The following is a 12,440-nucleotide window of genomic DNA, read 5'->3' as shown; positions in this document are numbered from 1 at the left end:
CACCCCAGCCCTGCCAGCTCGCCCTCCTTACCCCCCCGCCTTTTTATGAACTCACTCCGTTTTCTACCGGTGATCGCCGCGTCACTCTGTTTCGTGGCGACTGCGGGGCCAAGCTTTGCCGACGCCCCTGCCCCCAAGCCGCTTCGAGCGTTATTGATCGCCGGCGGTTGTTGCCACGACTACGCCAACCAGCATGAGGCGTTGTGCAAGGGAATTCAGTCGCGGGCCAATATCCAGGTCGATGTCTATTGGACCGACAATTCGACCACCGCCCCCGTGTTGCCGATCTATGAAAATCCAAACTGGACCAAACGCTACGACGTGATCATTCACGACGAGTGTGCGGCGGACATCAAAGATCAAGCGATTGTCGACCGGATCGTGCAAACGCATCAGACGATTCCCGCCGTGCACCTGCACTGTGCCATGCATAGCTTTCGCACCGGAAGCGACGCGTGGTTCGAACATCTCGGTTTGCAATCGAGTGGGCATGGACCGCAAGAACCGATCGAGATTCAGTTCGTCGACACCAAACATCCGATCACCGAAACGCTAAGCGATTGGACGACGATCAAAGAAGAGCTCTACAACAACGTCAAACTGTTCGGGGCTCATCCCTTGGCCATCGGCAAACAAGCCGTTGGCAGTGGGGACAACGCACGTGTCGACCAAGCGGTTGTGGCGTGGACCAATGAAACGCAAGGAGCTCGCAGCTTTAGCACCACGATTGGTCACAATACGGAAACGGTTGAGGATCCACGCTACTTGGAATTAGTCACGCGAGGAGTGTTATGGGCGTGTGGAAAATTGTCGCCAGAGTATCTGCAACCGTTCGCTGGCGAAAACAAAGTCACGTTCATCGACAAAGAAAAATTCAAGGCACCACTCTCAATCAGCCTAGGCGACATGCCCGACGACGCGACACTGGTGAAAGCCAAGTCATCATCCACCCAAACCTCGCAAGACGCCTACCTCGCGGTGGATGGCAATAAGGAAACGCGCTGGTGTGCCGATGGAGCGAGCTATCCCCAGTGGTTGCAACTTGAACTGGACAAGCCGCACGTGGTTCGCGAGATTGAAATCACATGGGAGTTCCCCGACCGAACGTATCAATACAAAGTCGAAGGCTCGATTGACGGCAAATCGTGGTCGATGCTTTTGGACCAATCCAGTGCATCCACCGCGATCAACGAACCTCAGGCATTGATCACCGATTCGCCAACGAAGTTCGTCCGCATCACCGGCATTTCAAGCAGTGGCGGTTGGTGCAGCATTCGCGAAGTCAAATTGAGCGGCCAGGGCATTGGCCCGTTGTGGCCGGCCGACGCAGAGAAGAAAACGTTTGTTCCGCTCAGTCCCGATCCGTACGCAAAACAAGGCAATGTCTATCCGACGATTCAAACGTTGACAGCGGACCAAGAAGCGACGCTGTTAGCAGACGTCAAAGTGCCCGACGGTTTCGAGGCGACGCTATTCGCCGCTCCTCCGGCGGTGAATTATCCCGTCTTTGTCGCGGCCGACGTTGATGGAACCTTGTACGTCAGCTCGGACGGCAACGGCTCGCTCGGCCGCAATCCACGTCGTGGCCGCGTGATCCGGTTGCGTGACCTCGACAATGACGGCCGCGCCGATGAGACGAAAGTGTTTTGCGAAGTCGATGCGCCGCGTGGCTTGGTGTGGGACCACGACCGATTGTACTTGATGCACCCGCCGCACCTCAGTGCGTTCATTGACCACGATGGCGACGGCGAAGCGGACGAGCAAAAGATACTCGTCAAAAACTTGGCCTTTGATTATGGCAAACGGCCCGCCGACCACACCACCAACGGTGTCAGTCTGGGGGTGGATGGATGGCTTTACATTGCCGGCGGCGACTTTGGCTTTATCAACGCCGAGGGCACCGATGGGCGGCGGCTGACGCATCGTGGCGGCGGAGTGATCCGCGTGCGTCCCGATGGCACGGGACTGGAAATCTATTCGACCGGAACCCGCAATATCCTGGAGGTGGCGATCAGTCCCGAAATGGAAATGTTCGCCCGCGACAACACCAACGATGGTGGCGGATGGGACGTTCGTCTACATCACTTCACCGGCACTGACGACCACGGCTACCCGCGGCTATACAAAAACTTTTCCGAAGAGTGTGTTCAGCCGTTGGCCGATTATGGCGGCGGTTCCGGGTGCGGCGCGGTTTACATCGACGAGCCCGGCTTTGGTGAATGGAACCACGCTCCGTTTACCGCGGATTGGGGCACCGGAGCGTTGTACCGACATACCGTCGCCCCCAAGGGAGCCAGCTACGAAGAAACCAAATCGCCCGAGCCGTTCATCCGCATGACACGTCCCACCGATGCCGACGTCGACGGCAACAGTCGGGTGTATTGTGCCAGTTGGCGAGGAGCGACGTTTGATTGGAACGGTCCCAATGTGGGCTACATTGTTTGCGTCAAACCCAAAGCATTCAGCCCCACGCCGTTGCCAAAATTTGAAAGCCTAAGCGACGACCAGCTTGTTGAGGTGATGAATTCGCCGAGTGCACGCCGGCGAATGGAAGCGGAGCGTGAATTGATGCGACGTGGAAACGCGGTGCATCGTCAACTGCTGCGGCGTGGATTGGCAAAACGAAATGAACAACGCACGCTCGTCGAATCGCTGCAAGGCGACGCAACCGCCCCGGATTCGATCGCTCGCTGTATCGCGGCGCTCCGCAGCGATGATCCGGTAATCGTGCATGTGGCGATTCGCAGTTTGGCAAAACGCAACGCGTATGATGCGTGCTTTGCGGCACTGGACGACCAATCGGTTTCCGCGCAACCTGTGCTTCGCAGTTTGGCGATGATGCACCACCCGACGGTGGTCGCGGGACTGATCCAACGGATCGCTAAGGAAACCGCCCCTGATCGACGCGAAGCGATTTTGGAAGCCCTTTGCCGACTGCACTTTCAAGAGGGCCAGTGGAACGGCGACTCGTGGGGCACGCGTCCTGATACGCGAGGCCCTTATTACCAGCCGACCCCTTGGAGCGAAACCGACAAGATCGCGGCGGTGCTGAAGCAAGCGCTTCGCGAGGCTTCGGGAGACGCCGCCGCGAAGCTGATCACATTGATGAATCGCAACCGTATTGAATCGAGTGATTCACTCACCCGCTTGGTTCAACTGGCCAAACAGGACTCAAAGTTAATTGGCCAATTGGTCACGCAACTTGCCGCCGTGAACACGGTGCCCCGCGACGCAGTCCCCGTGCTCGTCGCGGCCGCCAACCGCAGCGACTTGTCGGCCGCCACCTTGGCGGACATCGTTAACCTGCTAAGCACCGTGGATGATCGTGATTCGGCCGTGTCGATGATCGCTGCACTTGCCACACTGCAGCAGCATGCCGAAGCAACAAAACAAAATGCCAAGGAACTCGTGCGAGCTCGCAACGCGTTGATCAATGCACCGTGGCTCGATACGCAAACATCGACCTTGGTCAACCTTGCATCGTCGTCAGATTCAGCCGACGCATTGTGGGCCGAAGCCGCAATCATCGCCGTGGCGTCTCGATCAAACGCGAGCCCCGAAAATCGCGAACTGGCCAAACAAACGATTGACAATGCATGGCAAGACGCGAACCGCCGGGTGCGGTTGATGCAAGCGGCGGCAGCCATCGAGAACCATTTTCTCGATGCAGAAATCCTTGCCGCACGATCCGACGCCGATACATCGATCGCGAACATGGCCAAATCGATCGTAAAACAGATGCAGATCGCCGAGATCGCCCAGGATGATTCGGCGATGATCAGCTCATTGACCACAAGCGAAGCAGCTGAGCAGGCGGTCGCGAGGGAAGGGAATCTTGCCATTGGCAAGCAAATCTTCACCAAAGCCAACTGTGTGGCATGCCACACCATCAGCGAAGACGAGGTGCAAAAAGGGCCATTCTTGGGCAACATTGCCAAGACCTACAAGCGTCCTGATTTGGCAATCGCGATTTTAGAACCAAGCAAAACAATTGCTCAAGGTTTTGTCACCAATTCGATTTTGACACTCGATGGCGTGGTCTTGACCGGGTTCGTCACGAACGAACAAAGCGACCGCGTGACGATCCGAGACCAGCAGGGCAAAGAGACGATGATTTTGAAAGACGACATCGAAGTGCGTCAAACCTCGCCGATCTCGGTCATGCCCGAGGGGGTGATGAAAGACTATACGACGCACGAGTTGGCGTCGTTATTGGATTACCTTGAATCACTTGCCGCGGCAAACGCGAAGCAATGATTTCGCAAGCCGCTCGGATGTGAGCGGCGGGAGTTTGAAAGTGGAGTGCGTCCGGTGGATGCGGACGCACCATGAACTTCCGAAACTCTTGGCGAGTTTCGCTACGGAGTTTCGCTACGGAGTTTCGATACGGGTGTTTCGATTCGGCGAGTTTGTCGCCCCGATCGATTGCCGCAAAACCGACTTAGGCCAAATCGCTCAGCGATTTGATTTCTTCTTCGGTAAACTTTCGCTCCAGTCGTGCGCCCATTTGCGAGACGACGCGTGCGGATGCTTGCGAAGCCAAGTGGCCTGCTTGTCGCCAAGTCATGCCGTTGGTGATGCCGTACAGCAACGCACCGGCGTACATGTCACCGGCTCCGGTGGTGTCGATCGCTTTGACTTCGACACCTTCGATCGGGAAGGCTTCGCCACCGTGCATCACAATCGAGCCTTTGGGGCCGAGCGTCAATGCGACGTTTTCTGCGTGGTCATGGATTTTGGCCGCACATGCGATTGGGTCTGATTCGCCCGTCAAACTCTTGGCTTCTTCTTCGTTACAGAAGAACAAATCGACGGGGCCGGTGATCAAGTCCCAAATTTCGTCGCGGATCATGTTGACCAAGAAAGGATCCGACGCGGTGAACGCCACTTTCACGCCATGCTTTTTGGCGAGATCCATCGCATGGTAAGCAGCCGCTTTGGTGGTTTCGCCGGTCAACAAGTAGCCTTCGATGTAGACGTACTTGGCCGCCTTGATCAGCGACTCGTCGATATCGGATGATTGCAGCGTGGCCGAAGCGCCCAGATTAGTCATCATCGATCGTTGAGCATCGTCGGTGATCAAAACGGCACAGGTTCCGGTGGGTGCCCCGTTGGCCGGTGCGATGTCCATTTTGACTCCGAGGTCTCGCATGTCCTTGATAAAGAACTCGCCGACTTCGTCATCACCGATTTTCGCGATAAAGGCTGCGGTTCCGCCAAATTCCGCGAGTGCGACAATCGTGTTGGCAGCCGAACCACCTGCACAACGATTCAAGGGGCGTCCATCGAGTCGACCTAAAACGCTTGCTTGTTGTTGATCGTCGACCAGCGTCATGATTCCTTTATCGATCGACAATTCGCTCAGGATCGAATCTTCCACTTGTGCTTGAATATCGACCAGTGCGTTCCCTACACCCAATACATCGTACGACGTCATTCGCTTTGCAGCCTTCAATTAACAGGTTTTCATTAGTGCATTCACCGGCCCACAACTTAGTCCGTCCGGGCGTCAGCGTGTAGAACCCTAACAGAAACACCGTTTTCCAGCGGTTTTGGAGGACACCGATGCTTCTCGGTCGCCAATAATCGGGAGGAAATCGCAATGGAATCCGAGGGGGCCGATTAAATCGTGGATCGAAACGCTTGGCGAGTTTCGCTACGGCGAGCGTCAGCTTCAGTGGGTGAAAGCTTCAGTGAGCGACAGCTACAGTGAGCCGCGGGCACGGCGAATTTTTGCGATTGTGGCCAGCTAGGATTTGTTCATGCTCCGCAATAGCGGGTTGGCAAGGCTCGGAAACAGCTGCAGGGTTCCTGCGGCGATGCGACACGCCGCGGGCGACCGCAGCGCCGTGGTGACAAAGCGACAAGTCCGTTTTCGGCGTCGCAGCAAGGCGGCGAGCTTTTGCGCCCACGCCTCACCGACATCGTTCAAATCACCCAACTTCGACGCGATCAACTCGGCCGCTGCGATGCCCCCCTGCATGCCCCACGTCATCCCTTCGCCGGTAAACGGTTCGACGTAACCGGCGGCGTCCCCAATTGCCAAAACACGACCATGCCCGGCGCGGCGCGATCGACGCAGCGGCGGCGTGGTCATCACGGGACTGAATTCCGAAAGCTCGACCGAGGCAAATTGGCTCATCGAAAGAATCCGCTGCACGCGTGTGACCGGATCGCCGGCCGCCATGGACGATTGACCGGACTGAAGCGCCGCGGCCACATCGACCCGTCCATCGGCAAGTTTGACAAGCCCGACATAACCATCGGGGTTGCATGCCATATAGATCACGCCGGAATCCACGTCGACCGACGATGCCATCATCGAAATCCCAAAAGGCCCATGTGGCACTTCGGTCCAAGGCAACAAACCGCCGCAGTTGCCCGAACGAAGTCCTGATGCGACCACTACACACGCATAGTCTTGCAGACGGGTCGTGGCGTTTTGATCGAGCTGAACTGAAACGGCATCGTGCAAATTTTGTTTGATGGTTGCGGTGCAGTTCATTGACACGTTGGCACCACAGCGAACTGCGGCCTGCACCATTAGCGGATCGAGCACTTCGCGAGAGAGTGCCACTCCGAGTGGAATCGCCAACTCGATGCGTCGTCCTGCAAGCGAAGCACACCAATGCCGCGTGGGCATCCCGAGATCGAGTACCTCGTCACGAATCCCCAATTGCGAAAAGGCATTCAGCCCCGCTTCACCGATACAGCAACCACACACCTTGGCACGCGGAAACGTGCTCTTTTCGACCAAGTCCACTGCGACACCGAGCGAACGCAAACGAATGGCACATGCCGTGCCGGCGACGCCGCTTCCGATAATCAACACCGGCGAACGAGACGATGACGCCACCGCCATGTCGCCACTCATACCGCAACGCTCGATACCGTTGGCACGGCCGCGACGCTGGTGATTATTTGGGGCTTGGCCGGATCCGGTTTCTCATACGACGCGAGGAAACGACAAGGAAACGCCGGGTGCATTTCGATCGAGCCGCCGAGGACAGCTTGCGCCAATGTTTGAAACTCAGCTTGTGTGTACGCCCCTTGGACGCTGAGCACGCTATCGATGTGAACCACCGGAGAGCGTGACAAAACACGCCCGGCAAAGGCAACCATGGCGAGGTTCATTCGAGACCGATGCAAGTCACAAACTAAAATGGTCGCGTCCGTCGCAACTTTCATCGCACGCAATAACGTCCCCACTTGTTCGTCGTTCAAATGATGCATGAACAGCGAACTGGTGACGACATCAAAACCGCCAGGCAAAGGATGAGCGAGACAATCCGCATGAACCGATTGCACGTCCACGCCCGCCTGGGCGGCTCGTTGCTGTTGCGTATCAACTGCAACCTCGCTGACGTCGAGCAGCGTGATTTCCATCGCGATACCATCTCGACGGGCGCGTCGGGCCCAATAAATCGGAACGTCTCCCGCCCCGCTGGCTACATCTAGAATTCGCAGTGGTCGCTGAGCGTTCACATCGACACGTCGGCGCAAATGTCGATACATCAATGCGGCGACCCCCGTGAAGCGGTTCAGCCGCGACAATCCCTTTAACGCCAATTCGTGTTGGTCCCGAGGTAAGTGAGGATCATCCATCAATTCGTGCTGGAGATTCCGATGCAACATATAACATCCTTTGAGAAGCGAATATTGGCGCAACAGGTTGAGCAAACTTTGGGCCAAGCTTGGTCATCCGCCACCTCTGCGATTATCGAGGATCGAATTCTACGACGCAATGAAATTGTCAGAAAATCAGATTCAGCGGTCCTAATCCCTTGCCCAGCTTGGGCGCCGTACGAATCGCCTCGACAATAAATCGTTTCGCGTGCTCGACCGCGTCAAGCAAGGGTTTGTTTCTGGCAAGATTTGCCGTGATCGCTGCCGATAGTACACATCCGCTTCCATGCGTGTTTTCGGTGTGGATTCGCTCGCCTCCGATCCGATGCAAACGACTGTCCGCGTACAGCAGATCGACCGATTCGGTTCCGATTTCTCCTCCTTTGACCAGCACGTTTTCCGCCCCCATCGCATGGATAATTTTGGCGGCCGCTTCCATCGACTCCCAATCATCCACCTCGGTATTTGTCAACCGAGCCGCCTCCATCCGGTTCGGCGTCACCAAAAACGCATGCGGCAACAGAAGTCGCCCGAGCGCATCCACCGCAGCGTCGTCCAATAGCGGCACGCGGTGTTTACTGATCATGACCGGATCCACCACCAAAGGAAAACGAAATGACGCGGCACGCTCAGCGATCGCTTCGATCATCGCGGCGTTACCGAGGGCGCCCGTCTTGGCGGCCGTTGGCGGAATGTCGTCAAGCACGGCGTCCAACTGAGCCAGCACAAAATCGGGCCCGATCATTTCGATGGCGTCAACGGTTTGCGTGTTTTGAACCGTCAACAAGGTCACCACACTGGTTCCGTAGACACAATTGGCGTGAAATGTCTTCAAATCCGCTTGCAAGCCCGCTCCGCCCGAAGGGTCCGAACCGGCGATCGTCAAGGCAACATGCATCGTAGGGTCCCTCGAAGTCAAGAGTCAATTAATACCATTATGTTAGAATAGAGGCGTGTCGAGTGTTGGATAAGTCGACGATCTTTTTGGACGGCAAAAGCGAAAACGGTGGGCTGGATTGCCGCAGGTGGCATTTGATCCCCGTCCGCTTACACCCCCGCAGTTCACTCGGTCAACTAGTGGGCTTTCGGCCAGTTAGCGGCTTAGACGGTAGCAGATTGCCCGCTTCGTTTCGCCGCCACGCATCCACTGTGACAAATAAAGACACGCACCATGATCAGTCTGTTTGATTTGCTGAAAATTGGGATCGGCCCAAGCAGTTCCCACACCGTGGGCCCGATGATTGCAACGCAGCGTTTTGTCAAAGCGTTAGAACAGTCTGGTGCGGCAGAATCCGTGGTCCGTATTGCCATTGATCTTTACGGGTCGTTGGCATTGACGGGAAAAGGGCATCGCACCGACCGGGCGGCTGTGCTTGGATTGTGCGGCGAACATCCTCGCACCGTTGATCCCGAATCGATCGACCCGCGATTTGCTAAAATCCAATCCGATCGTGTCCTGCACTGGCTCGGAAAACACTCAATCGATTTCGATATCGAGCGAGATCTACGGTTTCATCGCGACACGTTTCTCCCCGAGCATCCCAATGGGATTCGTTGCACCGCGATAACGGGATCGGGTGCAACATTATTGCAAAAAACGTATCTGTCGGTCGGCGGCGGATTTGTAGTCGAGGATGATGAAATCGCCGAAGCCGCCAACCCGCTCAGCCGGGATCATACTGCTCCCTTCCCGTTTCACAGCGCCGCTGAGTTGCTGCGTCAATGCGACGAAAACAAGCTGACAATCAGCGAACTGGTGCAACACAACGAGCTGACGTTCCGCGGTGCCGAAGAAATCGAACATGAATTGAATCAGATCTGGGAAGCGATGAACCACAGCATCGAAATGGGATGTCGACACGAAGGTATCTTGCCAGGCGGATTGAACATTCAGCGCCGAGCCCCTGGGATCTACAAAAAATTGTCGGGCATTTCGCCGGTCGAGGGTACGCTGTCGCTACCCCACGGCAGCATCGATCCGCTCGCCCATATCGACTGGGTGACTCTATTCGCATTGGCGGTGAACGAAGAAAACGCCGCCGGAGGCCGTGTCGTCACGGCGCCCACGAACGGCGCGGCCGGAGTGATTCCGGCGGTATTGGCCTTTTTCGCTCGCTTCGATCCCAGCGTCGATCGGCAAGCGATCCACACCTTCTTGAGAACGGCAGCGGCGATCGGCATGCTCTATAAACGCAATGCTTCGTTGTCAGCGGCGGAAATGGGATGCCAGGGCGAAGTGGGAGTTGCCTGTTCGATGGCTGCTGGGGGACTCGCCGCGGTGATGGGCGGGACTCCGGCTCAGATCGAAAACGCCGCTGAAATTGGCATGGAACACAATCTCGGGCTGACCTGCGATCCCGTCGCGGGGTTGGTGCAGGTGCCCTGTATTGAACGCAACGCGATGGGGGCGGTCAAAGCGATCAACGCCGCTCGTCTCGCCGTGCTGTACGGTAACGGTGAACACTGTGTTTCGCTGGACAAAGTGATCGAGACGATGCGGCAAACCGGCGTCGATATGCAATCGAAGTACAAAGAGACAAGCCTCGGTGGTTTGGCGGTCAACGTCATCAATTGCTAAATAAAAGTCGGCAAAAGTCTTTTGAAAGCGTGTCCGCATCGCGTCCCTTGAGCCGGGAACTGGGGGGATATGGCTTCCGACGATTTTCTTGGCGTCGCAACAAAACAGTCAATCGGTTAGAAACAGCCGCTGATTTGTTTTTTGTTTTCGGCTAGGAAGGCACTCAAATGTCCCCGCTTGTCATTCTGCTTTGTATTATTGCCGCCGGTCTGTTGATTGGCCGATTGTCGATTCTAGGGATTTCGTTTGGAACCTCGGCGATTCTGTTCGTCGCTCTACTCGTTGGCCACTTTGGCTGGACGATCCCCGATGGCTTCGGGACGCTGGGTTTAGCGCTTTTTGTCTATTGTGTCGGGATCTCTGCGGGGCCCACGTTTTTTCGCGGGTTGGCATCGCGAGGCAAGGTGATGGCGTGTCTCGGTGCTGTCATCGTCGTCACTGGCGCCGTGGTAACATGGTGCTGTGCCAAGCTTTTGGACCTCCCTGCGGATCTGGCAGGCGGATTGATGGCCGGATCGATGACCAGCACGCCGGCGCTCGGAGCGATCAGCGAATCGGTCGAGGATCCTGCCGCGGTCGCGGTCGGATTTGGGGTCGCTTATCCGATCGGAATTATTAGCGTTGTTTTATTTGTGCAGCTCGCATTCAAATGGGCCTCGCCCGAATCCATCGCTCCCACGCCCTCCAGTAGCGATTCCGATGCGCTGCAAGATTCGTCAATTCAGCGCCGCATGGTTGAGATCGTGAATCCAGGAATCGTGGGAAAACGGCCAAGTCAAGTGGAAGTGCTATCGGATTCTCGCTGCCAAATTTCGCGGGTCTTGGTCCAATCGAGATGGACACCGACGCCACCGGACTATGCATTCGCCATCGGAGATCGCGTGATGCTGCTCGGCGAGTACAGCGAGATTGCTCGTGTTGCCGAGACACTTGGGGTGCTGCATGAAGAGGAAAAAGCAATTCTGGATGCGGATCATGAACGCAAAACCGTGGTGGTCACGTCGCCTGAGATCTACGGACATACGCTCAAGGCCTTGAAACTCCGCTCACGCTACGGGGTCACGGTCGCAAGAATCCGTCGCTATGAAATCGAGTTTGTCCCCTCCTCGCAAACTCAAATCTTGTTCGGCGATCGTCTCACGTTGGTGGGCGAGTCTTCCAACCTTGCCAATATCGAGCCCATCGTCGGTCATCGACCGCGGACGTTGAACGAAACCGACTTGCTATCGGTCGTGATTGGAATCGCGATTGGAATTTTTGTCGGGCATGCCGAATTAGATTTCGAAGGACTGACGATTTCACTTGGAATCGCCGGAGGCCCATTGATGGTCGGACTGTTGCTAGGACATTTTCGCAAGGTTGGACCGATCCGAGGCTCCTTTCCTCCTGCGGCAATGATGTTAATGACCGAAAGCGGGTTGGCATTGTTTTTGGCGGATGCCGGAATCAAAGCAGGGAAAAATGTGGGCCCCGTTCTGGCGGAACATGGATTGGTGCTCTGTTTCGCGGCGCTGGCGATTGTTAGTTTCCCGTTACTGATCGGCTACTGCATGGCACGATTCGTGTTTGGGTTATCGCTGCTGCAGAATCTCGGCGCCACATGCGGCGGAATGACCTCGACCCCAGGACTTGCGGTTTTAACCGGGGCGACCGAATCAAGCCAACCGGTGACCAGTTACGTCGCGGCGTATCCCGTTGCCTTGGTCATGATCACAATTCTTGGCCCGTTGTTGGTCGAGATCTTGAACTGGATATAAGCCAAGCCGGACACGCCTGGGGTGCCGCGATGATGTGGCCTCAACGCTTGCCGCTTTTTCCAGCTCGACAATCTCCGCTGCAACCGCGATCGCGAGGACATCGGCGCATAAAAAAACACCGAGAGTTTTAAGGCTCTCAGTGCTTATGCTAGATATCGATCAGATTGATCAATCAGTCTTCGATCAGTTGTACGTTTTCAGCACGAGGGCCTTTCGGTCCGCTGCCCACGTTGTACGAAACGAGTTGACCTTCACGTAGGTCGTCATAGTTAACACCTTCCAGTGCCGAACTATGAAAGAACATGTCGCTACCCGAGTCGGTTTCAATGAAACCAAATCCCTTGTCGGTAACTCGCTTGATTTTGCCTTCTGCCATCTCTTCTCTTCCAATACTCTCAAAACAATTGTGCCGTTTTCAATCGCAAGAAACGTTCTTGCGAATCGAACTGCACCGAGGTCTACGTTAACGACTCCGTCCT

General features: G+C 56.1%; 8 protein-coding genes. 3 read left to right on the top strand and 5 right to left on the bottom strand.

From position 1 onward, the window contains the following. Positions 1-45: 45 nt before the first annotated feature. On the top strand, positions 46-4,257 hold the full coding sequence (locus tag ABX962_RS02710) for a discoidin domain-containing protein (RefSeq protein WP_372716374.1): 4,212 nt from the start codon (positions 46-48) through the stop codon (positions 4,255-4,257). 184 nt (positions 4,258-4,441) lie between these two features. Here the strand turns inward: ABX962_RS02710 and ABX962_RS02705 are convergent, their stop codons facing one another. From ABX962_RS02705 to thiD, 4 genes are all read right to left on the bottom strand, one after another. Beyond that, positions 4,442-5,437 (bottom strand): adenosine kinase, encoded by a 996-nt coding sequence (locus ABX962_RS02705; RefSeq protein WP_372716372.1) that lies wholly within the window; start codon positions 5,435-5,437, stop codon positions 4,442-4,444. A 312-nt stretch (positions 5,438-5,749) separates the two neighbouring features. Beyond that, a complete protein-coding gene (locus tag ABX962_RS02700) occupies positions 5,750-6,874 on the bottom strand; it encodes an NAD(P)/FAD-dependent oxidoreductase (protein WP_372716370.1) in 1,125 nt (374 codons plus the stop codon). Further along, positions 6,871-7,635 carry a methyltransferase domain-containing protein gene (locus tag ABX962_RS02695; RefSeq protein ID WP_372716368.1) on the bottom strand — a complete coding sequence of 255 codons (765 nt, stop codon included), beginning with the start codon at positions 7,633-7,635 and terminating at the stop codon, positions 6,871-6,873. Before ABX962_RS02695 ends, ABX962_RS02700 begins: the two co-directional genes overlap by 4 nt. 118 nt (positions 7,636-7,753) lie before the next feature. Beyond that, positions 7,754-8,524 (bottom strand): bifunctional hydroxymethylpyrimidine kinase/phosphomethylpyrimidine kinase, encoded by a 771-nt coding sequence (thiD, locus tag ABX962_RS02690; protein ID WP_372716366.1) that lies wholly within the window; start codon positions 8,522-8,524, stop codon positions 7,754-7,756. Positions 8,525-8,797: 273 nt separating this feature from the next. Between thiD and ABX962_RS02685 the strand changes: the two genes are divergently transcribed. Together ABX962_RS02685 and ABX962_RS02680 are read left to right on the top strand one after the other, a co-directional pair. Then, entirely contained in the window at positions 8,798-10,204 is a 1,407-nt protein-coding gene (locus ABX962_RS02685; RefSeq protein ID WP_372716364.1) for an L-serine ammonia-lyase, read from the top strand. Positions 10,205-10,371: 167 nt separating this feature from the next. Next, a complete protein-coding gene (locus tag ABX962_RS02680; protein ID WP_372716362.1) occupies positions 10,372-11,961 on the top strand; it encodes an aspartate:alanine exchanger family transporter in 1,590 nt (529 codons plus the stop codon). A gap of 172 nt (positions 11,962-12,133) precedes the next feature. Here ABX962_RS02680 and ABX962_RS02675 read toward each other — a convergent pair whose 3' ends face one another. Beyond that, the gene (locus ABX962_RS02675; RefSeq protein WP_339941553.1) at positions 12,134-12,337 is read right to left on the bottom strand and encodes a cold shock domain-containing protein; all 204 of its coding nucleotides are present in this window, start codon (positions 12,335-12,337) and stop codon (positions 12,134-12,136) included. Positions 12,338-12,440: the final 103 nt, after the last annotated feature.

This window comes from Novipirellula sp., from assembly GCF_041583735.1.
Classification (GTDB): Bacteria; Planctomycetota; Planctomycetia; order Pirellulales; family Pirellulaceae; genus Novipirellula.
The sequence above is the reverse complement of the archived record's forward strand: the minus strand, read 5'-3'. Positions and strand labels throughout refer to the sequence as shown.